This is a genomic window from Kribbella qitaiheensis, from assembly GCF_042657745.1.
Lineage (GTDB): Bacteria > Actinomycetota > Actinomycetes > Propionibacteriales > Kribbellaceae > Kribbella > Kribbella qitaiheensis.
The window spans coordinates 1-25,712 of the sequence record NZ_JBHSKE010000061.1 but is presented as its reverse complement, the minus strand read 5'-3'; the positions used below and the strand labels follow the sequence as shown (position 1 = coordinate 25,712).

Annotated in this window: 28 protein-coding genes; 19 read left to right on the top strand and 9 right to left on the bottom strand. The window is 69.2% G+C overall.

Annotated features, from left to right (window positions below; translation table 11 throughout):
- Nucleotides 1–315: 315 nt before the first annotated feature.
- Nucleotides 316–519 (top strand): hypothetical protein, encoded by a 204-nt coding sequence (locus ACFPJ1_RS35610; protein ID WP_380110706.1) that lies wholly within the window; start codon nucleotides 316–318, stop codon nucleotides 517–519.
- Nucleotides 520–528: 9 nt separating this feature from the next.
- Here ACFPJ1_RS35610 and ACFPJ1_RS35605 read toward each other — a convergent pair whose 3' ends face one another.
- On the bottom strand, nucleotides 529–1,062 hold the full coding sequence (locus ACFPJ1_RS35605) for a barstar family protein (RefSeq protein WP_380110705.1): 534 nt from the start codon (nucleotides 1,060–1,062) through the stop codon (nucleotides 529–531).
- 55 nt (nucleotides 1,063–1,117) lie between these two features.
- On the opposite strand from ACFPJ1_RS35605, the gene ACFPJ1_RS35600 reads away from it, so the two are divergent.
- The 5 genes from ACFPJ1_RS35600 to ACFPJ1_RS35580 all read left to right on the top strand — a co-directional run bounded on the left by ACFPJ1_RS35600 (nucleotide 1,118) and on the right by ACFPJ1_RS35580 (nucleotide 6,880).
- Entirely contained in the window at nucleotides 1,118–2,071 is a 954-nt protein-coding gene (locus tag ACFPJ1_RS35600) for a GNAT family N-acetyltransferase (RefSeq protein ID WP_380110704.1), read from the top strand.
- Between the two features lie 157 nt (nucleotides 2,072–2,228).
- The gene (locus ACFPJ1_RS35595) at nucleotides 2,229–3,467 is read left to right on the top strand and encodes a hypothetical protein (RefSeq protein WP_380110703.1); all 1,239 of its coding nucleotides are present in this window, start codon (nucleotides 2,229–2,231) and stop codon (nucleotides 3,465–3,467) included.
- 96 nt (nucleotides 3,468–3,563) lie between these two features.
- Nucleotides 3,564–5,051 (top strand): bifunctional UDP-N-acetylglucosamine diphosphorylase/glucosamine-1-phosphate N-acetyltransferase GlmU, encoded by a 1,488-nt coding sequence (gene glmU, locus ACFPJ1_RS35590; protein WP_380110702.1) that lies wholly within the window; start codon nucleotides 3,564–3,566, stop codon nucleotides 5,049–5,051.
- Nucleotides 5,048–6,028: a ribose-phosphate diphosphokinase gene (locus ACFPJ1_RS35585; RefSeq protein WP_380110701.1), complete on the top strand. Its 981-nt coding sequence runs from the start codon at nucleotides 5,048–5,050 to the stop codon at nucleotides 6,026–6,028. Before glmU ends, ACFPJ1_RS35585 begins: the two co-directional genes overlap by 4 nt.
- Nucleotides 6,029–6,118: 90 nt before the next feature.
- On the top strand, nucleotides 6,119–6,880 hold the full coding sequence (locus ACFPJ1_RS35580) for an NAD(P)-binding domain-containing protein (RefSeq protein ID WP_380110700.1): 762 nt from the start codon (nucleotides 6,119–6,121) through the stop codon (nucleotides 6,878–6,880).
- Here ACFPJ1_RS35580 and ACFPJ1_RS35575 read toward each other — a convergent pair.
- Nucleotides 6,873–7,541 carry a hypothetical protein gene (locus ACFPJ1_RS35575; protein WP_380110699.1) on the bottom strand — a complete coding sequence of 223 codons (669 nt, stop codon included), beginning with the start codon at nucleotides 7,539–7,541 and terminating at the stop codon, nucleotides 6,873–6,875. The genes ACFPJ1_RS35580 and ACFPJ1_RS35575 overlap by 8 nt on opposite strands.
- 9 nt (nucleotides 7,542–7,550) lie before the next feature.
- The gene (locus tag ACFPJ1_RS35570) at nucleotides 7,551–8,414 is read right to left on the bottom strand and encodes a cobalamin-binding protein (RefSeq protein WP_380110698.1); all 864 of its coding nucleotides are present in this window, start codon (nucleotides 8,412–8,414) and stop codon (nucleotides 7,551–7,553) included.
- Between the two features lie 293 nt (nucleotides 8,415–8,707).
- On the opposite strand from ACFPJ1_RS35570, the gene ACFPJ1_RS35565 reads away from it, so the two are divergent.
- Genes ACFPJ1_RS35565 through ACFPJ1_RS35545 form a run of 5 tightly spaced genes read left to right on the top strand, consistent with a single transcriptional unit; the run spans nucleotide 8,708 to nucleotide 15,314 of the window.
- Nucleotides 8,708–9,355, top strand: coding sequence for a 50S ribosomal protein L25/general stress protein Ctc (locus tag ACFPJ1_RS35565; protein WP_380110697.1), 648 nt, complete (start codon nucleotides 8,708–8,710; stop codon nucleotides 9,353–9,355).
- 39 nt (nucleotides 9,356–9,394) lie between these two features.
- Nucleotides 9,395–9,970 carry an aminoacyl-tRNA hydrolase gene (gene pth / locus ACFPJ1_RS35560; RefSeq protein ID WP_380110696.1) on the top strand — a complete coding sequence of 192 codons (576 nt, stop codon included), beginning with the start codon at nucleotides 9,395–9,397 and terminating at the stop codon, nucleotides 9,968–9,970.
- Entirely contained in the window at nucleotides 9,933–13,607 is a 3,675-nt protein-coding gene (mfd, locus tag ACFPJ1_RS35555; protein ID WP_417498492.1) for a transcription-repair coupling factor, read from the top strand. Before pth ends, mfd begins: the two co-directional genes overlap by 38 nt.
- A 40-nt stretch (nucleotides 13,608–13,647) precedes the next feature.
- Nucleotides 13,648–14,292, top strand: coding sequence for a SurA N-terminal domain-containing protein (locus tag ACFPJ1_RS35550; RefSeq protein WP_380110694.1), 645 nt, complete (start codon nucleotides 13,648–13,650; stop codon nucleotides 14,290–14,292).
- 11 nt (nucleotides 14,293–14,303) lie between these two features.
- A complete protein-coding gene (locus ACFPJ1_RS35545; protein WP_380110693.1) occupies nucleotides 14,304–15,314 on the top strand; it encodes a nucleoside triphosphate pyrophosphohydrolase in 1,011 nt (336 codons plus the stop codon).
- A 1-nt stretch (nucleotide 15,315) separates the two neighbouring features.
- Here ACFPJ1_RS35545 and ACFPJ1_RS35540 read toward each other — a convergent pair whose 3' ends face one another.
- The 3 genes from ACFPJ1_RS35540 to ACFPJ1_RS35530 are packed head-to-tail and all read right to left on the bottom strand — an operon-like array spanning nucleotide 15,316 to nucleotide 16,655.
- The gene (locus ACFPJ1_RS35540) at nucleotides 15,316–15,615 is read right to left on the bottom strand and encodes a transcriptional regulator (protein WP_380110692.1); all 300 of its coding nucleotides are present in this window, start codon (nucleotides 15,613–15,615) and stop codon (nucleotides 15,316–15,318) included.
- The gene (locus tag ACFPJ1_RS35535; RefSeq protein ID WP_380110691.1) at nucleotides 15,612–16,073 is read right to left on the bottom strand and encodes a hypothetical protein; all 462 of its coding nucleotides are present in this window, start codon (nucleotides 16,071–16,073) and stop codon (nucleotides 15,612–15,614) included. Before ACFPJ1_RS35535 ends, ACFPJ1_RS35540 begins: the two co-directional genes overlap by 4 nt.
- Nucleotides 16,074–16,130: 57 nt before the next feature.
- A complete protein-coding gene (locus tag ACFPJ1_RS35530; protein WP_380110690.1) occupies nucleotides 16,131–16,655 on the bottom strand; it encodes a hypothetical protein in 525 nt (174 codons plus the stop codon).
- Between the two features lie 70 nt (nucleotides 16,656–16,725).
- On the opposite strand from ACFPJ1_RS35530, the gene ACFPJ1_RS35525 reads away from it, so the two are divergent.
- Genes ACFPJ1_RS35525 through ACFPJ1_RS35500 form a run of 6 tightly spaced genes read left to right on the top strand, consistent with a single transcriptional unit; the run spans nucleotide 16,726 to nucleotide 21,533 of the window.
- Complete coding sequence (locus ACFPJ1_RS35525) at nucleotides 16,726–17,595, top strand: LysR family transcriptional regulator (protein WP_380110689.1); 870 nt, start codon at nucleotides 16,726–16,728, stop codon at nucleotides 17,593–17,595.
- Entirely contained in the window at nucleotides 17,592–18,131 is a 540-nt protein-coding gene (locus tag ACFPJ1_RS35520) for an RNA 2'-phosphotransferase (RefSeq protein ID WP_380110688.1), read from the top strand. The genes ACFPJ1_RS35525 and ACFPJ1_RS35520 overlap by 4 nt, the downstream gene beginning before the upstream one ends.
- A 60-nt stretch (nucleotides 18,132–18,191) precedes the next feature.
- Nucleotides 18,192–19,472: a phosphopyruvate hydratase gene (gene eno, locus ACFPJ1_RS35515; RefSeq protein WP_380110687.1), complete on the top strand. Its 1,281-nt coding sequence runs from the start codon at nucleotides 18,192–18,194 to the stop codon at nucleotides 19,470–19,472.
- A gap of 18 nt (nucleotides 19,473–19,490) precedes the next feature.
- Nucleotides 19,491–20,099, top strand: coding sequence for an FtsB family cell division protein (locus ACFPJ1_RS35510; RefSeq protein ID WP_380110686.1), 609 nt, complete (start codon nucleotides 19,491–19,493; stop codon nucleotides 20,097–20,099).
- Nucleotides 20,096–20,578, top strand: a complete 483-nt coding sequence (locus tag ACFPJ1_RS35505) for a DUF501 domain-containing protein (RefSeq protein WP_380110685.1) — start codon at nucleotides 20,096–20,098, stop codon at nucleotides 20,576–20,578. The genes ACFPJ1_RS35510 and ACFPJ1_RS35505 overlap by 4 nt, the downstream gene beginning before the upstream one ends.
- Nucleotides 20,571–21,533, top strand: a complete 963-nt coding sequence (locus ACFPJ1_RS35500) for a Ppx/GppA phosphatase family protein (RefSeq protein WP_380110684.1) — start codon at nucleotides 20,571–20,573, stop codon at nucleotides 21,531–21,533. Before ACFPJ1_RS35505 ends, ACFPJ1_RS35500 begins: the two co-directional genes overlap by 8 nt.
- Here ACFPJ1_RS35500 and ACFPJ1_RS35495 read toward each other — a convergent pair.
- Nucleotides 21,530–22,102 (bottom strand): TetR/AcrR family transcriptional regulator, encoded by a 573-nt coding sequence (locus tag ACFPJ1_RS35495; protein WP_380110683.1) that lies wholly within the window; start codon nucleotides 22,100–22,102, stop codon nucleotides 21,530–21,532. The two genes, ACFPJ1_RS35500 and ACFPJ1_RS35495, sit on opposite strands and share 4 nt — an antisense overlap.
- 144 nt (nucleotides 22,103–22,246) lie before the next feature.
- Here ACFPJ1_RS35495 and ACFPJ1_RS35490 point away from each other — a divergent pair, with 144 nt between their 5' ends.
- Nucleotides 22,247–23,680, top strand: a complete 1,434-nt coding sequence (locus tag ACFPJ1_RS35490; RefSeq protein WP_380110682.1) for an MFS transporter — start codon at nucleotides 22,247–22,249, stop codon at nucleotides 23,678–23,680.
- On the opposite strand, the gene ACFPJ1_RS35485 is transcribed toward ACFPJ1_RS35490, so the two are convergent.
- A complete protein-coding gene (locus ACFPJ1_RS35485; protein WP_380110681.1) occupies nucleotides 23,660–23,860 on the bottom strand; it encodes a hypothetical protein in 201 nt (66 codons plus the stop codon). The genes ACFPJ1_RS35490 and ACFPJ1_RS35485 overlap by 21 nt on opposite strands.
- 173 nt (nucleotides 23,861–24,033) lie before the next feature.
- Nucleotides 24,034–24,558 carry a flavoprotein gene (locus ACFPJ1_RS35480; protein ID WP_380110680.1) on the bottom strand — a complete coding sequence of 175 codons (525 nt, stop codon included), beginning with the start codon at nucleotides 24,556–24,558 and terminating at the stop codon, nucleotides 24,034–24,036.
- A 23-nt stretch (nucleotides 24,559–24,581) separates the two neighbouring features.
- On the opposite strand from ACFPJ1_RS35480, the gene ACFPJ1_RS35475 reads away from it, so the two are divergent.
- Nucleotides 24,582–25,412, top strand: a complete 831-nt coding sequence (locus ACFPJ1_RS35475) for a uracil-DNA glycosylase (protein ID WP_380110679.1) — start codon at nucleotides 24,582–24,584, stop codon at nucleotides 25,410–25,412.
- Nucleotides 25,413–25,712: the final 300 nt, after the last annotated feature.

The window sequence follows — 25,712 nt, the reverse complement described above, 5'->3', positions numbered from 1 at the left end:
CAACCAAAGAGCAACAGGCTCCCGAGATCCCGACTGGGTGTCCGAGGCCCCACCTTGTGCGCCAGTTGAGCGTGCGGAGTGGCCGGGATGTGCTCAGGTGGTGCACCAAGTACCGGTTTCGGGTGGCCCGCTGGCCCCCTCCGGGCAAAGGAAGGTCTCGCCCGCTTCAGCTTCCAGAAACTTGCTGACGGCATGGGTCGGCGACGCCGTCGGGTACCGCGATCCGGGGTGTCATCGGCACATGGTGTCGTGGCGGCGGGCAGCGGGAGCGCGGATACTCGAGGCTTGGGCTGCCTCCGGGATCAGGAGCACACGATGAGATGGGTTCTGCGGGTCGTTCTCCTGCTCGGCGGCCTGGCTCTCTGCGTGATCGGCGTCAGCGCCGCCACCAAACTCTTCCGCGACACCCTCGACAGCCCCCGCGCCCTGATCGCAGTCCTTGCTCTCATCACCTTCGCGGGCGGCGCAGTAGTGATAGGCGCAGTGATCAACGACATTCGCCACGACCGCCCCAAGTGAAGGCCTGTACTACGGGTGCCGGGCGGAGTCGAGCCACTCGATGGGGTTCCAGGGGATGGGGGTAGCTCCTACCGGGGTGAGCACCAGGTCGGGGTCGTCGGATTGGACCAGGCAGAGCAGGCGGTGGCCGATCAGGAGGGCGTGGCGGGCCTGGACGGCGAAGATGTCCAGGAGATGGTGGGCGAGGGCCGGGTCCGCGGTCGCGAAGGAGTCGTAGTGCTCCAGGACCAGGACGAGGCCGGTGTCGTCGTCGGTCCAGCCCAGGTCGCCGGCGGCAACGTCGCTGAGGCTGTCGTTCAGCGCCGCGAGGTTGCGTCCGTAGTACTCGGGGAAGTCGAGGGCAAGGGACAACCCGTCGTGAAGGTCGTCGTCGCTCCGCCATCCGGAGGTGTCCACCCGGACGACTTGGTAGCCGTGCTTGGCCAGCCAGCCCGTCGTCTTGTTCAACACCTCCGGCTGCCAGAACAGAGTCACGGACCCGTTGGCCATCAGCTGATAGTCCAACGTCTGCTCTACCTGCACACTCCGCTCGAACACAGCCACCGGGAAACCGTAGCCGAGCCCTGGCCAGCAGGCAGGGGCGCGACCACCATGAGGCATGCAGACGACCGCAGTACTGCCTGAGGGTTTGACGGTTCGGGCGCCGGAGGTTGGTGATGCCGAGGCGATCTTCGGACTGGTCTCGGCGTACAACACGGGGCTGGTCGGGTTGCCGGACTGCACCCTGGCGCAGGTCGGAGAAGGCATCGCGGATCCTGGGTTCGACTGTGCGGTCGACGGGTGGTTGGTGCTCGCCGAGGATGGGGCGCCGGTCGGTTACGGGACGACGTACGGCCGGGTCGGTCGCCAGTCGATCGAGATCCAGCTGACCTCACCGGTGCCCGGAGTCTCGGCCTGGTTGTTCGATCGGACGATGCTGCGGGCCCACGAGATGGGGCGTGAGGCCGGGCATGCCGAGATCACCGTCGACACCTTCGTCTACCGCGACGACGAACGCTTGCGGGCCCTGCTGGAGGAACACGCCTTCACCACCGGTACGACGTACCACCGGATGCGGGTGGATCACACCGGACCGGTCGAGGCTCCGGAGCTACCGGACGGCGTCGTGGTCCGGCGGGGAGCGCCCGACGCGGCTACCCAATGGGTCGCGCACGAGCTCATCATCGACACTTTCCGCGGCCAGTACGGCTTCAGCCCTAGGCCGCACGACGAGTGGGTGGAGATGCGCGACGCCAGTTCCAGTTGGTCCCAGCTCACCTTGCTGGAGATCGACGGCCGCGCGGTCGCCGTCCGCGATTGCAGCGACAACTTCCTCGGCGAGAACTGCGGACACGTCGGCATGCTCGGCGTACTCGAGGAGTTCCGGGGCCGCGGCCTGGCGAAGTTCCTGCTGCGGGACGCCTTCGCCCTCGATGCGGCAGCCGGCCGCGACGGCACGATCCTGCTCGTCGACACCAACAACCCCACGCCGGCCCTGGACCTCTACCTCTCCGTCGGCTTCCGCCCGACCCTCATCTTCGAAGGCTGGCACCGGACCCTCCCCGTCAGCTGAGTTTGTCAGCGAGGTGGGGGTAGGTGAGGATGGGGCCCGCGTTCGTGGAGAGGGCGGTGGGATGCCTGAGGTCTGGGCGGCGGTACGTCGCTGGGTGGCGTCTGTGGGGCCCGACTTGTGGCCGGTTCTGGTGGCCGTGGCTGTAGTGGTCGGGAGCATGTCCCTTGCCATCACCCCGGCCGGCAAGGACATCGACCTGACCAGCACCGCCCTGCAGGGGAGCACCCTGCGTGACGTGCGACCCAGCCGGACCGGCGAGGTGAATCCCGCCCTCGCGGCGGCGGTGGATGCGAGTCTGGCGCGGCGGGGGATCGCGGTGCAGACGAACAACCTGCCGCTGTTCCTGCGGGACGTGACGCCGGCGTTGAAGGCCGAGCAGGCGCGGCTCTTCCAGAACCTGCAGGCCATCGGCATGAGCGTGATCTACCGCCGCGCCGAGCCCTGGAGCAACTACGAGGCCGTACGCCGGCACGGTCCCGCGACCGGCACGTTCCGCGTCACCATGCGGTACGTCCTGGCCGGGAGCAGGTTGCCGCAGGCCTCGACGGACCTCGGCTACACCTACACGCTGAAGCGCGGCCGTCTCTACCTGGTGGCCGACAACGACCTCGACCGGGCGATCGGGTCGAACCGGCAACCCTGGGACTTCGGCCGCATCCAAGTGGTCCGCCGGAGCAACGTCGTCGTCATCGTGGACCGCGGACAGCGCGCACTCGCCCTGAGGCTGGCCGAGGAGACCATCCGATCGGCGGGGCAGGTCCGCAAGTTGTGGCCGGGGCTCCTGCAGACCGTCCCGTACGTCGTCGCGATGCGGTCCCCGCAGGTGCTCACCGACCTCCCCGCTACCGCGACCGCGATCGCGACCACGACGACCGGGGGGAGCGAGCCGGCGACCGTCCGCCCGATGCCGAGTTCGCTGATCGGGAACGAGCGGCCTTCCGGCGGCTGGGTGGTGATCCGGCCGGGCGCGCAGCGAAACTTCGGCTCCGTCCAGATGGAGCACGTCCTGATGCACCTCGTCTCGGTCCGCCTCGGCGACGGCGCGCCGCGCTGGCTCGCGGAAGGCCTTGCCGAGTACGCCGAGAAGCTGGCACTGGTCAGAACGGGTGATTCCAGCGAAGTCGTCCGTGAGCGTCTGGAGCTCAGCACCAGGGTGCTCGGGGAGCTCACCAGATTGCCCACGGATCACGAGTTCACCGCTACGGACAGTTACGGGATCAGCTGGCTGGCGGTCGAACAACTGATCAAGCTGGTCGGCATCAAGCCCGTCACGGAGTACTACCGCCAGGTCGCCCGGCGCGGGTACAACGAGGCCGCGCGGGACCGCTTGATGGAGGAGTACACCGGCTTCACCGAGGCGCGGCTGGTGGAGTCACTGCGAAGCCTCGCGAGCTGAGCAAGTAGGCTTGCGCGGGCGCCGGTTTCGAGTGCCCTGAGAGTTGCACTGACAGAAGTTCCACCCGAACTCGCCGGGAACTCGAGGAGAAACCGCGTGACTTCCCACCGTCCTGCGGCGGTCATCATCATGGCCGCCGGTCAGGGGACCCGGATGAAATCCGCGACCCCCAAGGTTCTGCACGAGATCGGCGGGCGCAGCCTCGTCGGGCACGCGGTGGTCACCGCCCGTGCACTCGTCCCCGAGCACCTGGTCGTCGTGGTCGGCACCGGCCGGGAGCTGGTCGAGGCCCATCTGGCCGAGATCGACCCGGACGTGCGGACCGCCGTCCAGGAGCAGCAACTGGGCACAGGCGACGCCGTCCGCTCCGGGCTCACCGCCGTACCGGAAGGCTTCGAGGGGGCGGTCATCGTCACCTCGGGTGACGTCCCGCTGCTCCAGCCGGAGACGCTGCAGGAGCTCGTCGCGGAGCACGACCGCAGCGGCAACGCGGTCACCGTGCTGACCGCCCGCGTCCCGGACCCGACCGGCTACGGCCGGATCGTCCCGGCCGACGACGGCAGCGTGGCGGGCATCGTCGAGCACAAGGACGCGACGCCCGAGCAACGTCAGATCGACGAGATCAACGCCGGCATCTACGCCTTCGACGCGGCGACCCTGCGCGACGGCCTGAGCCGGATCACCACCGACAACGCGCAGGGTGAGCTGTACCTGACCGACGTGCTGGCGATCGCCCGGGGCGACGGCAAGCGGGTCGGCGCGTATGTCACCGAGGACGCGATGCAGACCGAGGGCGTGAACGACCGGGTCCAGCTCGCCACCCTCCGCGCCGAGCTGAACCGTCGCACGCTCGACCAGCTGATGCGCGACGGCGTCACGGTGGTCGACCCGAGCACCACCTGGGTCGACCAGACCGTCACCTTCGAGCGCGACGTCACGCTGCTGCCGAACACCCAGCTGCACGGTGCCACCACCGTCGCCACGGGCGCCCGGATCGGCCCGGACACGACGCTGACCGACGTACAGGTCGGCGTGGACGCGACCATCATCCGGTGCCACGGCTCGAGCTCGGTGATCGGCGCGGGCGCCTCCGTCGGCCCGTTCGCCTACCTCCGGCCCGGTACGTCGCTGGGCGTCGCCGCGAAGATCGGCACCTTCGTCGAGACCAAGAACACCTCGATCGCCGACGGCGCCAAGGTCCCGCACCTCACGTACGCCGGTGACGCCACCATCGGCGAGGGCGCGAACGTCGGCGCCGGCACCATCTTCGCCAACTACGACGGGGTCGCGAAGCACCGCAGCATCGTCGGGAAGCACTCCTTCATCGGCAGCAACTCGGTGCTGGTCGCGCCCGCGAACATCGCCGACGGCGCCTACATCGCGGCCGGCACGGCGCTCACCGAGGGCGTCGGCCCGGGTGAGATCGCCGTGGCGCGCGGCAAGCAGCGCAACATCGCCGGCTGGGTGGCTCGCAAGCGCGCCGGGACCAAGACCGCCAAGGCCGCCGAAGAAGCGCAAGCGGCTGCGCAGGACGCCTCGCCGGGTGACACTGGCGATAAGGCACAACGGGAGGCGCGGTCATGAGCGGCATGAAACGGACCACCGAGAAGAACCTGATGGTGTTCTCCGGGCGGGCCCACCCAGGCCTGGCCGAGGAGGTCGCCGAGCAATTGGGCTCCGGCCTGGTGCCGACGTCGGCGTACGACTTCGCCAACGGGGAGATCTACGTCCGGTTCGAGGAGTCGGTCCGGGGCAGCGACGCGTTCGTGATCCAGAGCCACACCTCGCCGATCAACGAGTGGATCATGGAGCAGCTGATCATGGTCGACGCGCTGAAGCGGGCGTCGGCCAAGCGGATCACCGTGGTGCTGCCGTTCTACGGGTACGCCCGGCAGGACAAGAAGCACCGCGGCCGGGAGCCGATCTCGGCCCGGCTGATGGCGGACCTGTTCAAGACCGCCGGCGCGAACCGGCTGATCTGCGTCGATCTGCACACCTCGCAGATCCAGGGCTTCTTCGACGGCCCGGTCGACCACCTGATGGCGCTGCCGATCCTGAGCGACTATGTCCGGGACAAGTACGGCGACCAGCAGCTGGCCGTGGTCTCGCCGGACGCCGGCCGGATCAAGGTGGCCGAGCAGTGGTCGGCCCGGCTGAACAACGCGCCGCTGGCCTTCATCCACAAGACCCGCGACATCGACCGGCCGAACGAGACCGTCGCGAACCGCGTCGTCGGTGAGGTCGAGGGCCGGGTCTGCATCCTGGTCGACGACATGATCGACACCGGTGGCACCATCTGCAAGGCCGCCGACGCGCTGATGGACGCGGGCGCCGCGGGGGTCGTGATCGCCGCGACCCACGCGATCCTGTCCGGGCCGGCGGTCGACCGGCTGAAGAACTGCCAGGCCAGCGAAGTGATCGTCACCAACACGCTGCCGATCCCGCCCGAGCGCCGGTTCGACAAGCTGAACATCCTGTCCATCGCCCCGCTGATCAGCCGGGCGATCCGCGAGGTCTTCGAGGACGGCTCCGTCACCAAGCTCTTCGACGGCCGGGCCTGACCCGAACTATCCAGATCGGCGCCACCGCCGGGTGCTCGCGGTACTGGCCTATCTTGGTCAGACCTAGTGGCTCGAGGATCGGATGTCCTGATGCGGATCGCTGTCTTCCACCCTGGTGCGATGGGGTCCCAGCTCGCGGCCCAGTTGGTTGCCGCCGGCCATGAGGTCCACTGGGTGCCGGAGGGTCGCAGTACGGCGTCCGTGGAGCGGGCGGAGGCCGCCGGCCTGATCGGTACGCCGTTCGCCGAGGCGGTGGAATCCGCCGAGGTCGTGCTCTGCTCGTGTGCTCCGCAGGGCGCGGTCGACGTCGCCAAGCAGGTGGGCGCCGCGGGGTTCGCCGGGCTCTACATCGAAGCCAACCCGTTGTCGCCGACCTCGCTCGAGGAGGCCCAGGCCGTTCTGCCCGACGCGACGTTCATCGACGCCGGCGTGGTCGGTCCGCCGCCCAAAGGTGGACCGAGCCCGACGCATCTGATGTTGTCGGGCTCCGCCGCGCAGCAGGCCGCGGACCTCTGGGCGGGGACCGCCGTAACTCCGATGGTCGTCGGGGATCAGGTAGGCGCCGCGAGCGCGGCCAAGTCGGCGTACGCGCTCTACAACAAGGGCAAGGCGGCTCTCGCCGTACTGGCCTTCGAGCTGGCGGCGAAGCATGGAGTGACCGAGGCGCTGACGGCCCAGCAGGTCCGTCAGGACGCCGCATCGCTGAAGGACCCCGCGCTGCCTGAGAACCTGACGAGTGTCGCCTGGCGCTGGGGGCCCGAGTTCGACGAACTCGCCGAGACCCTCGACGCCGCCGGTCTCGAGGGTGACGCTGCCCGCGGGCTACGTCAGGTCTGGACCAGGCTCAGCTGACCATGCGGCCGTAGTCGCGCAGTACGAACGGCGGGATCAGGTCGATCAGCCTGTTCATCGCCTCCAGCCGGGCCAGGGTGTCCGGCACGGTCCAGGAACCGGTGCCCCAGCTGACCAGCGCGTTGCCGGCGAACTGCCACTCCAGGCCAGGGTTGTAGAGCATCCACTCCATCATCCGGGGATGCAGCACGGCATGCGCGTACCGGTCGTCGGCGCAGCTGATTCGGAAGGTGTCGTTGAACGCCTTGCTCTCCAGTTCGAGGTCGCGGCCGCCGAACATCCGCTTGAACCCCGAGTCCTTCGTCAGCGTCAGCGGCGGCAGCGCCACTGGCAGATTGAGGGCGACGAGGTGGACCTGGTGGGTGGTCGTGGTGGTGGTCTCCCCGTTGCTGCTGGTCGTCGTGTACGTGTAGTCCAGCGCGCACATCCCGCGGCCGCGGAAGTCCCCGGCGACCATCTCGCCCGGCCTGCCCCGCTGGTACACCCGGCCGGCTACCTCGGACAGCCACGGGCTCGGCGGCACCTGGAACCAGCCGTACTGCGCGGCCGCGTGCGCCCGGGCCCTGAGGAAGTCCCGCCGCCGCCCGGCGGCCCAGAGGACCAAGCCGATGATCGCGGCGAACGGCACCCCGAAGAAGGCCAGCATCAGGAGAACGGACATCTGGCGAATTTAGCGGAGCCGCCGGGCCACTCCGGGGTCCACAGGTCCGTCGTGCAACAGCCCGGCAAGTGCCTCCACACCATCCACGAGCCGCGGCCCAGGCCTCGCGAAGCACCCGTTCGCATCCACAGCCCACACCGGTACGCCGCTGGGGAGTACGCCGCGATCGAGCAGATCCATGGTGAGTGAAGTGGCTCCCTCCAGGTCGAATCCGCAGGGCGCGGACACGATCACGTCGGGCCGCGCCCCTTCGATCGTGGGCCAGGTGGTCCGGACGGACCGCAGACCGGTGCTGCCGAGCACACTCACGCCGCCGGCGAGCTCGATCATCTCGGGGATCCAGTGCCCCGGCGCGAAGGGAGGGTCGGTCCATTCGAGGAGCATCACCCTGGTGTCCCCGTCGGTGCGGGCGGCGGCCAAGCGCCGGCGGAGCCCGTCGACCAGGGGACCGGCCGGACACTTGACGGCCTTCCCGATCAGCTCGATGGAGTCGAAGACCTCGTCCAGGTCGTGCGGGTCGGTCGTCAGTACCTCGGCGGTGCAGCCCAGGTAGGACAGCGCCTCCTCGACGTCGGCCACGTCGAGGGCGCAGACCGCGCAGAGGTCCTGGGTGATCACCAGGTCGGGATCGAGGTCGCGCAGGGCGTCGCGGTCGAGCTTGTAGAGGTCCTCGCCGGCCGCCACCCGGGCCCGGACCGCGGCGTCGATCCCGGCCGGGTCGAGGTTCTCGGGCAGGTTGCTGGTCGACACGATCCGGCGGGTCCGCGCCTCGGCCGGATAGTCGCACTCGAAGGTGACACCGCGGACGTCCGCACCGGCGCCGAGGGCGAAACAGGTCTCGGTCGCGGACGGCAGCAGCGAGACGATTCTCATGGTCAGACGGTATGCCCGCGGGCGGCGCTCGGTACGCCTGGTGATCGCAGGTGACCGGTGGGAGAACGGATTTCCTGTCTGAGGCCAAGCGTGGGTAGACTGTTTTGGTTGCCTCGGCGAGGGACGCCCCCCGGACAAAGTCGGTCATGACGCAGCTCGTGACGACCTGGCGGGAGCGGCTCCGTGATCGACGCGGTGGTTCGTTGCCTGACGCCTTACCGGAGTCAAGACGTGCCCGCTGAGGCCAGCAACCGACAACAGATCACCGCAACGCTTTTGAGGGAGTTCATCTCGTGGCCGAGGTCAAGATCCAAGCCGAGTCGCGCACGGAGTTCGGCAAGGGTGCTGCCCGCCGAATCCGCCGGGACCACAAGGTGCCCGCCGTTCTGTACGGCCACGGCACGGACCCGGTGCACATCACGCTGCCAGGTCACGACACCATGCTGGCGCTGAAGACCGCGAACGCCCTGCTGCTGATCGAGGTCGAGGGCAGCGAGAGCCTGCTGGCGCTGCCGAAGCAGGTCCAGCGCGACCCGATCAAGAACACCATCGAGCACGTCGACCTGGTGATCGTGAAGCGTGGCGAGAAGGTCCAGGTCGAGATCGCCGTGCACATCGAGGGTGACGCCGTCAGCGAGACCTTGGTCGTGGTCGAGAACCCGAACATCCTGGTCGAGGCCGAGGCCACCCACATCCCGGACGGCGTCGCCGTCTCCGTCGAGGGCCTGGACGTCGGCGCCCAGATCCACGCGTCCGACCTGAAGCTGCCCGCCGGCACGACGCTGGCCATCGACCCGGACACCTTGGTCGTCAACGTGACCGCGGCCCAGACCGCCGAGCAGGTCGACGCCGAGCTGGCCGACGCCGAGGCCGAGGCCGGCATCGAGCGCGACGAGCCGGAGGCTCCCGCCGAGGAGTCGGTCGCCGCCGCGGCCGAGTAAGTAGCTGCACCCATAGTTTCAACAGGAGGGCCGGGATCCGTGGCGGACGACGTGTGGTTGGTCGTCGGGCTGGGGAATCCCGGCCCTTCCTATGCCAAGACCAGGCACAACGTCGGCCAGATGGTGGCCGACGAGCTGGTCGCCCGGGTCGGCGGCCGCTGGAAGCAGCACAAGCAGGCCAAGGCCGAGGTGGTCGAGGCCCGGATCAGCGGGATCCGGGCGGTGCTGGCCAAGCCCCGGTCCTACATGAACGAGTCCGGCGGCCCGGTCTCCGGGCTGCTGAAGTTCTTCAAGGTCGAGCCGGCCGGGCTGGTCGTGATCCACGACGAGCTCGACCTCGACTTCGGCACCCTGCGGGCCAAGTCCGGCGGTGGTGACAACGGGCACAACGGGCTGAAGTCGATCCGTAAATCGCTTGGTACCGGTGACTACTATCGAATCCGGTTCGGCGTGGGGCGTCCGTCCGGCCGGCAGAACCCCGCCGACTTCGTGCTGAACGAGTTCTCCTCGACCGAACGCAAGGATCTGCCGTTCGCGGTGGACCGGACCGCCGACGCGGTCGAATCACTCCTGACCGATGGTCTCGAGGTCACCCAAAGCAAGTACAACTCGTGAGGTTGGACAACTCGTGAAACTGGCCGGTCTGGTCGACACCCTGATCACCGATCCGGTGGTGTCCGAGGCCGTTCGTGATGCCCGGGCTGATGGCGTCACGACGCTCGACCTGAGCGCTCCCGGGCCGATCCGCCCGGTGCTGATGGCTGCCCTGGCGGCCCAGCAGGGCGCGGACCGCCCGATCCTGGCGGTGACTGCCACTTTCCGCGAGGCCGAGGAGCTCACCGAGGCGCTGCAGTGCCTGGTCGAGCCCGGCACGGTCGCCTACTACCCGGCCTGGGAGACCCTGCCGCACGAGCGCCTGTCGCCCCGGTCGGACACGGTCGGCCGCCGTCTCGCCGTACTGCGGCGCCTGGTGCACCCGGATCCGTCGGACGAGACCACCGGGCCGATCAAGATCCTGGTGGCTCCGGTCCGGTCGGTGCTGCAGCCGCAGGTGGCCGGGCTGGCGGACCTGCGCCCGGTCCAGTTGCACGTCGGTGACTCGATGGAGCTCGAGGACGTCGTCGAGCGGCTTGCCGGGGCGGCGTACCACCGGGTCGACCTGGTCGAGCGGCGCGGCGAGTTCGCGGTTCGCGGCGGCATCATCGACGTCTTCCCGCCGACCGAGGAGCACCCGCTGCGGGTGGACTTCTTCGGCGACGACGTGGAGGAGATCCGGTACTTCGCGGTCGCCGACCAGCGGTCCCTGGAGATCGCCGAGCACGGCCTGTGGGCCCCGCCCTGCCGCGAGTTGCTGCTCACCGACGAGGTGCGCGCCCGGGCCGCGGTGCTGGCCAAGGAGCACCCGGAGCTGTCCGAGCTGTTCGAGAAGCTCGCCGAGGGCCACGCGGTCGAGGGGATGGAGTCGCTCGCGCCCGTCCTCGTCGACGAGATGGAACTGCTGGTCGACCTGATGCCCGCGGGCACCCACGTGGTGGTCAGCGACCCCGAGCGGGTCCGTGCCCGCGCGCACGACCTGGTCGCCACCAGCCAGGAGTTCCTGGAGGCGTCCTGGGCCGCTGCCGCGGGTGGTGGCGACGCGCCGATCGACCTCGGCGCGGCGGCGTACATGTCGCTGGCCGACGTCCGGTCGCACGCGCTCGGCAAGGGTCTGGCCTGGTGGAGCATGTCGCCCTTCTCGGCGGCACCGACGGACGCGCCGGAGCTGCGGGACTCGATGGGGGAGCGGGTCACCTTCGACATCGACCCGGACGCCGGTGCGGTGCGCAGTCGGGCGATCGCGGCGCACGAGGTCGACCCGTACCGCGGTGAGACCGCCGCCGCCGTCGAGGACGTCCGGGCCTGGCTGCGGGACGGCTGGCGGGTCGTCTGCGTGACCGAGGGCCACGGCCCCGCCCAGCGTCTCGCTGAAGTGTTCTCCGAAGCCGAACTGCCCGCGCGCACCGTGGACAGCATCGACGTCATCCCGGACCCGGGCGTCGTGCAGATCTCGCAAGGCCAGCTCGAGCGCGGCTTCATTGCCGAGGGCATCAAGTTCGCGGTGCTCACCGAGAACGACCTGGCCGGCCAGCGCAGCGCGGCCGAACGGCGTTCGCAGCAACGGATGCCGAGCCGCCGGAAGAAGGCCGTCGACCCGCTGGAGCTCGCCGGCGGCGACTACGTCGTGCACGAGCAGCACGGTGTCGGCCGCTACGTCGAGATGATGCAGCGGACCGTCGGCACCGGCGCGCAGAAGGCCACCCGCGAGTACATCGTGATCGAGTTCGCGCCGAGCAAGCGGGGCCAGCCCGGCGACCGGCTGTACGTGCCGACCGACCAGCTCGACCAGGTCACCCGGTACGTCGGCGGCGAGCAGCCCTCCCTCGACAAGATGGGTGGCGGCGACTGGGCCAAGCGCAAGGGCCGCGCCCGCAAGGCGGTCCGCCAGATCGCCGGCGAGCTGATCAAGCTGTACGCCGCGCGCCAGGCGACCAAGGGGCACGCGTTCGCCAAGGACACCCCCTGGCAGCGTGAGCTGGAGGACGCGTTCCCGTTCGTGGAGACGCCCGACCAGCTGGCCACCATCGACGACGTGAAGCACGACATGGAACTCGTCACGCCGATGGACCGGATCGTCTGCGGTGACGTCGGCTACGGCAAGACCGAGATCGCCGTACGGGCTGCCTTCAAGGCGGCCCAGGACGGCAAGCAGGTCGCGGTACTGGTGCCGACCACCCTGCTGGTGCAGCAGCACTACGCGACCTTCTCCGAGCGCTACGCGGCGTTCCCGGTTAACGTGGCGCCGCTGTCCCGCTTCCAGACCGACAAGGAGGCCAAGGCGACCCTGGACGGTCTGGCCGACGGCACGGTCGACGTGGTGATCGGTACGCACCGGCTGCTCAGCGGCGAGGTCCAGTTCAAGGATCTCGGCCTGGTGATCGTCGACGAGGAGCAGCGCTTCGGTGTCGAGCACAAGGAGCAGCTGAAGCAGTTGCGGACCGCTGTCGACGTGCTGACCATGTCCGCGACGCCGATCCCGCGCACCCTGGAGATGTCGATCACCGGCATCCGGGAGATGTCCACCATCGCCACCCCGCCGGAGGAGCGGCACCCGGTGCTGACCTTCGTCGGCGCCTACGAAGAGGGCCAAGTGACCGCCGCGATCCGGCGCGAGCTGCTCCGCGAGGGTCAGGTCTTCTTCGTCCACAACCGGGTGAACACGATCGAGAAGGCGGCCGCCAGGATCCGCCAGCTCGTCCCGGAGGCCCGGGTCTCGGTGGCCCACGGCCAGATGCCCGAGCACCAGCTCGAGCAGGTCATCCAGGGCTTCTGGGAGAAGGAGTCCGACGTCATCGTCTGTACGACGATCGTCGAGTCCGGCATCGACATCTCGAACGCGAACACGCTGATCGTCGAGCGGTCCGACCTGCTCGGCCTGTCCCAGCTGCACCAGCTCCGCGGCCGGGTCGGTCGCGGTCGCGAGCGCGCCTACGCGTACTTCTTCTTCCCGCCGGAGAAGCCGCTCACCGAGACCGCGCACGACCGGCTTGCCACCATCGCGCAGCACGCCGACCTCGGCGCCGGCATGCAGGTCGCGATGAAGGACCTGGAGATCCGCGGCGCCGGCAACCTGCTCGGTGGCGAGCAGTCCGGCCACATCGCCGACGTCGGGTTCGACCTGTACGTCCGGCTGGTCGGCGAGGCCGTCGCGGAGTACCGCGGCGACACCCAGGCCGAGGAGCCCGAGGTCAAGATCGAGCTGCCGATCGACGCGCACCTGCCGCACGACTACGTGCCCTCGCAACGCCTCCGGCTGGAGATGTACCAGCGGCTCGCCGCGGTCCGGGACGCCGACGGCATCGCCGAGCTGGTCGAGGAGCTGCACGACCGGTACGGCGACATCCCGCAGCCGGTGCTCAACCTGATCGAGGTCGCCAGGTTCCGCGACCACGCCCGCGAGGCCGGTCTGCACGACGTCACCCTGCAGGGCAATCTGATCCGGTTCGGCCCGGTCGAGTTGCCGGACTCGAAGGTGCTCCGGCTGAACAGGCTGTACCCGAAGAGTCTGGTCAAGCCGCAACTGCGTACGATCCTGGTGCCGAGACCTGCCACCCGGCCGGTCGCCGGTCAGCCGCTCCGCGACCAGGAGCTGCTGCAGTGGTGCACCCGGTTGATCGACGACGTGATCGCCGAGCCGGTCGCGGTAGGAACCTGACACGAGCATGATGATGAACAGGAACGCTGGAGGAGATTCGGTGAGCACATCGCGACGGCTTCAGGCGGTCGGTGCAGGGCTGGCGTCGGTGCTGCTGCTCGGCGGTTGCGCTGCGGGCACGCACCCGGGTGCGGCGGCCGTGGTCGGCGACACCGAGATCTCGGTGGGTGACGTCGACAAGACCTCGACCGCGGTCAGCAACGCGCTCGGTCAGCCCTTCACAGCCAGCCTCACCCTGGGCGAGCTGGTGAACAGCGCGCTGGTCGAGCAGATCGCCGCGCAGCGCTCGATCACCGTCTCCGACGCCGAGGTGACGCCCGCGATGAAGGCCGTGGTCGGCGACCAGGCCACCTACGACAAGTTCGCCAAGGACCCGGTCGCGCACGACTTCCTGCGCCAGGTCGCCACCGCGGCCGTCGGCACCATCAAGCTCGGCGGCGGCACCGGCATCACCGACCCGAACGTCCAGCAGGCCCAGCAGGCCGGCCAGACCGCGGTCAAGGACGCCTCGAAGAACATCACCGTCGACATCGCGCCGCGTTTCGGCAAGTGGGCCGACGGCACCATCAGCCAGGCGTCGGGCTCGCTGTCCGAGGAGTCCGCCCAGGCCAAGGCGAAGCGCGAGGCCGACGAGAAGGCGCAGCAGCAGCAACAGCAGCAGCCGCAGCCGGAGCCGCAAGGCTGATCGCGGCCGCTGTGACGGATCCCTCGAGCGGCTGGATCAAGGTCGTTCTCACCAGTCCGCGGGTGGCGCCCGGGTTACTCACCCGGGCCGCCTGGCAGGTGTTCGGCGACGCCTCGGCGATCGGCGCCTCCGCCGGCCCGGAACGCCCCGACGTACAGGCGCTCGTCGGCTCCGGACTGGTCGTGCAGCAGGTGCTCGGCGACGCCCGCGAGCAGTGGTCCTGGCTCACCGACACCGCCGCCTCCGGTGGTCAGGTCGCCTGGCTGGTCGGCGAGGACGGTGAACCCGCCCTGCTGCGCGTGATCGCGGACGAACTGAACCGCGAGCCGCGCCCGGAGTACGAGGTCGAGATCGTGCACGGCTCGTACGACGTACCGGGTGCGCGGCTGATCGACCTGGTCCGGGTGATGGACCGGCTCCGGCGGAACTGCCCGTGGGACCAGGAGCAGACCCACGAGAGCCTGGCGCGCTACCTGCTCGAGGAGACCTACGAGACCCTCGAGGCGATCGACACCGGCGACTATGACCACCTCCGCGAGGAACTCGGCGACCTCCTCCTCCAGATCGCCTTCCACTCCCGCATCGCCGAGGAAACCCCCGACGAGGGCTTCTCCATCGACGACGTAGCCGCCGACATCGTGGAAAAACTGGTCCGCCGCCATCCCCACGTCTTCGGCGACGTCACTGCGGCGGACGCGGCCGAGGTCGAGGCGAACTGGGAGACCATCAAGGCTGCGGAGAAGCAGCGCACCTCTGTACTGGAAGGCATTCCGCTCGCTTTGCCGGCCCTGGCTCTCGCCGACAAGGTCCTCGGCCGGGCTGCGAAGGTGCTGCCGGCTGATGCAGACTCCGCTGCAGCGTCGGCGGTTGATGCGCCGGCGTCCGACGACGAGCGCATCGGTGCCGCGTTGCTGGATCTCGTCCGCCAGGCTCGCGCGGTGGGCGTCGACCCGGAGCAGGCTCTGCGCCAGGCGACGCACCGCCTCGCCGACGACGTCCGCAGTACCGAATCCGGTTCCTGACCTACTCCGACGCCGGCGGTCCGTTGAGCAGGGCTCGGAGGGCGTCTCGGTGGGCGGTGTAGGCCTTCTGGCCGAGGCGGGTCATTTTGTACGTCGTGGTCGCGCCGCGGCCGCGGCCGTCCTTCGAGGAGCTGACGTAGCCGGCGGCTTCGAGGGCGGACATGTGCTTGGACAGATCGGAGTCGCTGATCTCGAGGTAGTCCTTGAGGAACCGGAACGACGCGGTGCTGGAGTTCGCGAGCACCGCCATCGCCGCGAGTCGCTTGGGTGCGTGGATGACGGAGTCGAGACCGCTGATCACGCGAGCCGCTCCCGCACCTTCGCCGCGGCGACCGCGTAGCGGCGTTCGTAGTACGCGAGGCCGGCGGTGATCACCACGAAGGCGGTGACGGCGGCGACCGGTACGCCGCCCAGCCACCAGGCGATCGCGATCAGCCCTGCGACCACCGGCAGAGCCAGGAAGTAGCCACGCCAGACGCGGCCGATCTCCGCCGGGGGAGTGCCGCGGCCCGGCATCGGGAGAGCGCCGTGCCGCCGCTGGATCCAGGCGATGAAGGCGCCCTCCAGCGCGATCAGGATCGCCAGACTGGCCGCGAACAGTGCGGTGCTCTCGCGCCACCAGGTGAAGGCGCCGATCATGGCCGCGGCCCAGAGCCCGACGAGCGGCGAGTACCACCACGGCGTCGCCGGGTAGTTCACGTACGGCGCGGCCGCCGCGCGCTCGATGATCTGCAACTGCTCCCGCGCATCACTTTCCATACCGGAAACCTTAGGGAGTACTTTCCACTTTCGCAAGTAGAAAGTAGTCCGGCAACCTCAAAGGCCTGAACGACGCCCGCCGCGGCCTGGGCTGCTGACGGGGTTCGCCAGGGTCCGGCGAATCGCGGCCTCTGCCGAGGGCCAGTCCGGCGTGTGAACAAGGTCAGCCGGCGTACTGCGCTGCGGCCCGAACAGGTAGCGATGAGGGACCAGGCCGCGCAAGGCTTCGTGGACATCGGCTTTGTCGTCGATGAAGTGGGTGATGCCGAGTTCGGCGCAGTGGATCGCCTTGTCCGGGCGGCGGAGGCAGAAGCGGACGTTGTCCGTGGGGATTCCGGTCAGTTCGAAGAAGCGGTGATGGTGCAACCAGTCGAGGGAACGCTGCTGGATCCGCGGGCCGCACTTGGAGACCAGCCAGGCGTTGCCCTCGAACAACTCGACCAGCCGGGGGATGACCTCGAAAGCGCCCGGGACGAAGGGCGTTCGCAGTACGCTCGCGTGGTCGCCGTGGAAGAAGGCGGTGTCCTCGCCGGGTGGGCTGTCGATGATCACCCGGCCGATGTCTATTCCCAATCGGTTCATGCCTCGATCCTGCGGCAGGCAACCATCTCAGCAGAACTATTGTTCGAGTCGATAGCTATAGTCTGAGCTGATGATTCTGGATCGCCTGGTCGCCGAGGATCTGGAGGCGTTCGCGGTCTTCGCCAAGCACCGCAACTTCACCCACGCCGCGGACGAGTTGCACGTCAGTCAGCCCGCCCTGCACGCCAGGATCCGCAAGCTCGAGCAGACGCTCGGTCATCAGTTGTACGAACGCCAGGGCCGCGCTCTGCTGCTCACCCAGACCGGCGAGCACCTGGCCGCCTTCGCCAACGACACCCGTACCCGCGCGGCCGCGTTCCTCGAAGGACTGGACGCGTTGCCGCCGCCACCACTCGTGCTGGCCGCCGGCTCCGGGGCCTACCTGTACGTCATCGGCGACGTGCTCCGCCGCTATCTCGATCGCAAACTCGGCCTGCGCCTGATGACCACCGACTCCGACGCCACCGTCGCGGCGGTTCGGGACGGAACAGCCGATGTCGGGGTCACCGCCCTCACGATTCCGCCCGACGACCTCGAATGCGAGCTGCTGACGCAGTACTCGCAGGTGCTGGCGGTTCGTCCCGACCATCGGCTGGCGGACCGGCGTACGGTCCGGCTGAAGGATCTCCAGGGGGAGGCCCTGGTCGTGCCGCCTAAGACTCGGCCGCACCGCCGGCAACTGGAGCGCAGCCTGCTGGACGCCGGGGTCGACTGGTCCGTCGCGGTGGAGGCGGAGGGCTGGGTTCTGCTGGTCCACTTCGTCCGGATGGGGATCGCTCCCGCGGTGGTGAACGGCTTCGTCCGTACTCCGGCCACGGTGCGGACCATCCCGATCAAGGATCTGCCGCCGATCCGTTACTACCTCGTCACCCGCCGGAACCGGCCAGCCGACAACCGGCTCGACACGTTGCGGACCCTGCTGACACGCTTCGTGGTGTGAGCCAGGCCAGCCGACAGTTGTCCCGACTGCTCCGGCACACCGCCGGTGAGTGCGGACTCGCGATGACTCCCGACGGCTGGGCCCTGATCGAGGACGTCTGCGAGCTGCTCCGGATGGACCGTACTGCGCTCGCCGCCGCGGTCGAGCAGAACGACAAGTCGCGGCTGCAGGTGGACGGCGACCGGATTCGCGCTTGCCAGGGTCATTCCGCCGCCGGGATGCCGGTCACCCGTGAAGCTTTGGAGAACAGTTGGCGACGGGTGATTCCCGCAGATCTGCTGTGGCACGGCACGAACACGGCGGCGCTGGAGGCGATCACCCGGGAGGGGTTGCGGCCGGGACGACGTACGCATGTGCACCTGGCGCCGGCCCGAAACAGCCATGTGGGCAGGCGATCCGCGGTCGACGTGCTGCTCGGCATCGACCCCGCCAAGCTCGGCCAGCCGGTTTTCGAAGCGCCGAACGGGGTCCTGCTGGTCCGCTCGGTTCCTTCCGAAGCGATCCGCCTTATCCAAAAGGCCGACGCGGTCCACTAGGTCGGCTGGTCTGGCCGTTATTGTCGGCACTGACATCAGGTGTGAAACAGAGGAGTAGATGTGGCCACCATCGAGGCCGTCGGCGCCCGCGAGATTCTTGACTCGCGAGGCAACCCCACTGTCGAGGTCGAGGTTCTCCTCGACGACGACACCGTAGCCCGGGCGGCGGTGCCCTCCGGTGCTTCCACCGGCCAGTTCGAGGCCGTCGAGCTGCGTGACGGGGACAAGTCCCGCTACGGCGGCAAGGGTGTCCAGAAGGCCGTCACGGCCATCCTGGAGGACATCGACAAGGAGATCGTCGGCTACGACGTCCACGAGCAGCGGCTGATCGACCAGGCCCTGATCGACCTGGACGGTACGCCGAACAAGGCCAAGCTGGGCGCGAACGCCATCCTCGGCGTCAGCCTCGCGGTGGCCAAGGCCGCCGCCGAGAGCGCCGGTCTGGACCTGTACCGCTACGTCGGCGGCCCGAACGCGCACGTGCTCCCGGTGCCGATGATGAACATCCTCAACGGCGGCGCGCACGCGGACAGCAACGTCGACGTGCAGGAGTTCATGATCGCCCCGATCGGCGCGTCGACGTACTCCGACGCCCTGATGCAGGGCGCGACCGTCTACCACGCGCTGAAGGCGGTGCTGAAGGAGAAGGGCCTGTCCACCGGTCTCGGTGACGAGGGCGGCTTCGCCCCGAACCTGCCGAGCAACCGCGACGCGCTGGACCTGATCCTGGTCGCGATCGAGCGGGCCGGCCTGAAGCCGGGTGAGGACATCGCGCTGGCGATGGACGTGGCCGCGAGCGAGTTCCACACCGACGGCGTGTACGCCTTCGAGGGCGGCAAGAAGTCGGCCGACGAGATGATCGCGTACTACGCCGACCTGGTCGCGTCCTACCCGATCGTGTCGATCGAGGACCCGCTGAACGAGGAGGACTGGGACGGCTGGAAGAGCATCACCGCCCAGCTCGGTGACAAGACCCAGCTCGTCGGCGACGACCTGTTCGTCACCCAGGTCGAGCGGCTGCAGCGCGGCATCACCGAGAAGGCGGCGAACTCGCTGCTGGTCAAGGTGAACCAGATCGGCTCACTGACCGAGACGCTGGACGCCGTGGACCTGGCCCACCGCAGCGGCTTCACCTGCATGATGAGCCACCGCTCCGGTGAGACCGAGGACACCACGATCGCCGACCTCGCCGTCGCCACCAACTGCGGCCAGATCAAGTCCGGCGCCCCGGCCCGGTCCGACCGCACCGCGAAGTACAACCAGCTGCTCCGGATCGAGGAGGAGCTCGACGACGCGGCCCGCTACGCCGGTCGCTCGGCCTTCCCGCGATTCAAGGGCTGACCGGGCTAAGGTTTTTGGATGTCCTCCCGCCGGGATCCAGGTGCACGTCCAGGCTCGCGACCGACGAGTCGCAGCCAGTCACGTCCACCTGCCCGCCGGGACGGCAACCAGCCCAAACGCCGTACGACGGGGACCCCGGCCGGGCCGGCCCGGACCCGGGGCTCCCGCAACCTCACCGGCCGGGCAGCCGTCGTGCTGCTCGTGCTCGGTGCGCTGATCGTGTCGTACGCGCAGAGCCTGCGGGTGTGGTTCGACCAGCACCAGCAGATCAGCACGCTGCAGCAGGAGATCCGGGACCGGGAGAAGCGGGTCGGCCAGCTGGACGACGAGATCGCCCGCTGGAACGATGACGCGTACGTCCGGGCCCAGGCCAGGCAGCGCCTCGGCTGGGTGATGCCCGGCGAGATCGGGTACCGGGTGATCGGCGCCGACGGCAAGCCCGTCGGAGCGCCGCCCGAGCCGGCCGGACCGGCTGATCCGCAGGCCGACACCCAGAAGCCGACCTGGTACACCAAACTCTGGGGGAGCGTCGAGGGCGCCGGCAAACCGGCCCAGTCGGCCACGCCGACGCCGCCGAAACCGACGCCCAAGCCCGTTCTGACCGCACCACCGAAGGGCAGCAGGTGACAGTAACGCCTGAGGACGAGACGGCAGTCAGCGCACAGCTGGGCCGGACCGCCCGCGGGATCCGATCGATCGCGCACCGTTGTACGTGCGGTCTGCCCGACGTGGTGGAGACCGAGCCGCGGCTGCCGGACGGGACGCCGTTCCCGACCACGTACTACGTCACCTGCCCGCGGCTCGCGTCGGCGATCGGTCGGCTCGAGGCCGAGGGCGTGATGAAGGAGATGACGGACCGCCTCGCCACCGACGAGGATCTGGCCGCGCAGTACCGGGCTGCCCACGAGGACTACCTGGCCCGGCGCGAACTGCTGGGCGACGTCCCCGAGGTCAGGGGAATCAGCGCCGGCGGGATGCCGACCCGGGTGAAGTGCCTGCACGTCCTGGTCGGTCATTCGCTCGCAGCCGGCCCGGGTGTGAACCCGCTCGGCGACGAAGCGCTGGAGATGCTCCCCGACTGGGGCCGTCGGGGCCCTTGTGTCTGATTCCGGTACTGCGGCCGCCCCCGTCCGCGTCGCTGCGGTGGACTGCGGGACGAACTCGATCCGCCTGCTGATCGCCGACTACGCGGACGGCGGACTGATGGAGATCGACCGGCGGATGCAGATCGTCCGCCTCGGCCAGGGGGTCGACTCGACCGGCGCGTTCGCTCACGACGCCTTGCTGCGGACCTTCGCGGCCTGCGCCGAGTACGCCGAAGCTGTCCGCGCGGCCGGGGTCGAGCGGTTGCGGTTCGTCGCGACCTCGGCGGCTCGCGATGTCAGCAACCGCGACGAGTTCTTCGCCGGAGTCTTCGCCCGCTTCGGAGTGGAGCCGGACATCATCTCCGGGGCCGAGGAAGCCGCACTGAGTTTCCGCGGCGCGACCAGCGGACTCGCCGCTCTCGAGCTGCCGGGGCCGTACCTCGTGACCGACATCGGCGGGGGCTCGACGGAACTGGTCCTGGGCGACGAATCCGGCGTCATCGCGGCGGAGTCGCTCGATATGGGCTCCGTCCGGATGACCGAGCGGCACCTGCCGTCCGATCCGCACTCGGTCGAGGAGATGGCCGCCGCGACCAAGGACGTGGACGAGTTGCTCGACTCCACCGTCGTTCCGCTGTCCGAGGCGCGCTGCCTGATCGGAGTGGCCGGCACGGTGACCACTGTTGCCGCGGTTGCGCTGGGGCTGAAGGAGTACGACCGGGACGCGGTCCACCACTCGCGGATCCCGGCCGACGTGCTGCTCGACACCACCTCGTGGCTGATGGGGTCGACCCGGATGGCGCGGTCCGCAGTACGGGCGATTCATCCTGGGCGGGTGGACGTGATCGGCGCCGGGGCGCTGATCCTGCAGCGGATCCATGACCGGGTCGCCGAGGGCCTCGCCTACGACGAGGTCGTGGTGTCCGAGCACGACATCCTCGACGGGGTCGCGCTGGCTCTGGGGGAGTCGGCCTAGCGCGCTCGGACGCCGTCCAGGGCGATCGCCAGGACGCGCTCGCGCTGCTCGTCGTCGACAAACCCGGCGGCGGTGAGGCCGCTGACCATCCGCAGTACGTCGTCGAAGGTGATATCGGTGCGGGCCTCGCCGGCCTCCTGCGCGCGGATCAGCAGCGGTTCTCCCGCCTCGTACATCGCTTCGCGTGCGGATTTGAACATCTCGGAGTCGCGGTTGAGCGACTCGTAGATCGCGCGTTTGGTGGCGGCGTACCCGACGAAGCGGCGCAGCCAGGTGGTCAGCGCCTCCCAGGGCGGCAGGTCGGCGACGTCGTCCGCGGCGTCGCAGAGTTCCTCGACCTCGCCGAAGTAGACGCTGTCGAAGAGGTGCTGGCGGGTCGGGAAATTGCGGTAGAGCGTCCCGATGCCCACGCCCGCCCGGCGGGCGATCTCCTCCAGCGACGCGCCGGTGCCCTGCTCGGCGAAGGCGTCCCGGGCGGCGGCGAGCAGAGCGTCGAAGTTGCGGCGTGCGTCGGCGCGGGCCGGCCGCTGCACCGCTGCCCGAAGACTCGTGCGTGTCTTGTCTGTCACCTCGTTCACCCTAACGACTAGAACCGGAGGCATACCTCCGCTATAGTGGAGGTATGCCTCGACTTTACCACTGAGGCCTCTCTCACGCCCGCGCCGCCGAACGCCGCGGTCGCCGTGAGCTCATCAACCTCGAAGGACTTCGTCATGCCTGGAAACGCGTCCTCCCCGCGGATCACCCTGCTGGTACTGGCCTCGGCCACCGCGGCCTTCTCGATGCTGCAGTCGCTGGTCAGCCCGGCGTTACCCATCATTCAGCGCGACCTGCACACCAGTCAGGGGACCGTCACCTGGGTCCTCACCGCCTGGCTGCTCGCGGCCTCGGTGGCGACCCCACTGCTTGGCCGGATCGGCGACATGATCGGTAAGAAGCGCACCCTGCTGATCGCCCTCGGCGCGGTCGCCGCCGGGTGTCTGATCGCCGCGCTCGCCCCGACGGCCGGAGTACTGATCATCGGGCGGGTGGTGCAGGGGCTCGGCGGAGCCATCTTCCCGCTGTCGTTCGGGATCATCCGCGACGAGTTCCCACGCGAGCGGGTGCCGTCGCTGGTCGGCATCGTGTCGGCCGTCATCGCGGCCGGCGGCGGTCTGGGGATCGTGCTGGCCGGGCCTGTCATCGAGGCCCTGAACTGGCGCTGGCTGTTCTGGATCCCCTTCCTGGTCGTCGTTCTGGCCGCATTCACTGCTTTCCGATACGTGCCGGAGTCACCGTCCCGGGCACCTGGCCGGATCGACTGGCTGGCCGCAGTACTGCTGTCAGGGTGGTTGATCGCGCTGCTTCTGCCGCTCAGCAAGGCCGCGGCGTGGGGCTGGGCCTCGGTACAGACGATCGGTCTGCTGGTCCTGGCCGTGGTGCTGGTGGCGGGCTGGATCACCGTTGAACTCCGGTCGCGCAATCCGCTGATCGACATGCGCATGATGCGGCGGCCAGCGGTCTGGACCACCAACCTGGTGGCGCTGCTGTTCGGCGCCGGGATGTTCGCCGCCTATGCGTTCGTGCCCCAGTTCATGCAGATCCCGACGCTTGCCGGGTACGGGTTCGGCGCCACGGTGACTCGGGCCGGACTGCTGATGCTGCCGATGCTGGTGGCGATGGCGGTCGCCGGGTCGCTGAGCGGGCCGATCGCTCCGCGCTTCGACGTGAAGACACAGTTGGTGCTCGGGTCGGTGTTCAGCCTGATCGCATGCGTGGCCTTCGCCGGGTTCCATGACGAGGCGTGGCAGGTCGCTCTCGCGGGTGCATCCTTCGGGCTCGGTATTGGGCTGGCGTACGCCTCGATGACCAGTCTGATCGTGCAGAACGTGCCGATGAGCCAGACCGGGGCCGCGAGTGGGATGAACGCGAACATCCGCACCATCGGCGGCGCGATCGGTACCGCGGTCGTCAGTTCGATCGTGACGAGCCACCTGCAGGCCAACGGGCTGCCGTTCGAGTCCGGCTACACGGACGCGTTCGCGCTGCTGGCGGTCATCGCGGCGGTCGCCGTCGTCGTCGCACTGCTCGTACCCACCGCGCGCCGCCGGGCCGCCGCCCACCCGGAGCCGGTACTGGCGGGAGCCTCAGCGGCGCCGGGCGAGTAACGAGAAGGTGTTCGGCAGGCGGCCCTGCCAGGCGGCCGCGTCGACACCCGCTGGTTGCCAGAAGGGCTCGGGATACTCCTCCACCGAGGAGATCTCGAGCCCGGCCGCGTAGACGAACAACTGTCCGCCTGGTTTCAGCAGCCGCGCCACGTCAGCAGCCCACGCCTCGATGTCCCGCATCCAGATCAGCGCGCCTTTGCCGGTGTAGACCAGCTCGGCGCAACCATCTCGCAGCCAGCAGCTTCGCCTCGGACGCCGCAGCCAGCAGTTCGCCGTACTCCCGGACGTGCTTCTGGGAAGCGATCTCCCAGGCAGCTCTGTTGCCGGCAACCTCGGCATCCATCGCGCGCCCCTCACCTGATCCGTTCAACGGCGTCCAGGATCTCCCGCCAAGGCAACTCCCGGCCACCGCTTTCCACGCGCGGTTCGAGGGGGTGCCACTCGATCAGCGCTGCACCCGCTGCGCGCAACGTGCTCAGATGTCCCGCCCATGCGGGATGCCGCACGTGCGCCGCGTTGACGCGCGGGAAGACGACCATCGGCGTGGTGCCGAGGGCCTCGGACAGGACCGTGAGCGCTTGGTTGTCGCCGATGCCCAGCGCCAGCTTGGCCACAGAGTTGGCGCTCAGCGGCGCTCCCACGAAGACATCGATCGGTGGATGCGGGCGCTCCTCGCCGGGCATTCTCGGGTGGGATCGCACCGGCAGGCCGGTGAGCTTCGCCAGATCGCTTAGCTCGTGCGGATCGAACCAGCTCGCGGCTGTTGGGGTTAGCGTGACCGCGACCTGGTGGCCCCGCTGGATGAGCGGCTGGACGAGGCCCTCGCGGAGTTGTTCGACGCCGCCGACTGCTGCCGCGACGACACCGATCACTGTCATCCGGACACCCTAAGGTGGCTCGTATGCGATTGCCGCACCCGTTGACGGGGGAGTTGTTCGAGAGCCCGGTACCGCCGGGGACTGGGTGGCCCGAGGACCCTGCGGTACGGCGTACTCCGGTGGCTCGGAGCCCGGCGGAGGTCGTCAAGCTGGCGCAGACCGACGAGCTGGCGGAGCTGGACGCGCGAGTGTCCGTGTGCCGGGCGTGCCCGCGGTTGGTGGAGTGGCGCGAAGAAGTTGCCCTGAGCAAGCGAAAGTCGTTCGCGGACCAGCCGTACTGGGGCCGGCCGATCGCCGGCTGGGGAGATCCCGAACCGCGGGTGCTGATCGCCGGTCTCGCGCCGGCCGCGAACGGCGGGAATCGGACCGGCCGGGTCTTCACCGGCGACCGTTCGGGCGACTGGTTGTTCGCCTCGCTCTACCGGGTCGGCCTGGCCACGCAACCGACGAGCGAGCACGCGGGGGACGGGCTGAGGTTGCTCGGCGCCCGGATGATGGCGGCGGTCCGCTGCGCTCCACCCGCGAACAAGCCGACCCCGGAAGAACGCGATACCTGCTCCCCATGGTTCCGCCGGGAACTCGAACTGGTGCTCCCGTCCACCCAGGCGATCGTCTGCCTGGGCAAGTTCGGCTTCGACGCCCTCCTGAACGCCCTGCAGTCAGTAGGCGGCGCAGTACCCAAGCCCCGCCCGAAGTTCGGCCACGCAGTCGAGTACCCAATCCCCGGCCCGTACGGCGAGGTCGTGGTCCTCGGCTGCTTCCACCCCAGCCAACAAAACACCTTCACCGGCAAACTAACCGAACCAATGCTCGACGCCGTAATGACCCGAGCCAAAACCCTCGCCAAGCTCTGACCTTCGGTACGCGGCCCCGGCGCCAGGGGATCCGCCGCGCGAAGTAGCTCCACCGCCACAGGCCGGGCGGTTCCGCCAGCTTGAGCTGAGGTGATCCGCCGACTTCGGCAGAGGAGGTTTCCACCGGCTCGGGCGTGAGGTGGTCGCGTCCGGCGTAGGCGGAGGTGGTTGCGTCCCCGGGCTGCGTGATGGTGCTAGTCGGGGCGGTGTGCGTCAAGAGCGCTGCGCGTCCCTTCGGGATCGGAACAAGTTCCGACTCTTGATGCGATGAAGGAGCGGGGCCTCCGCTCCTCGTGGGTT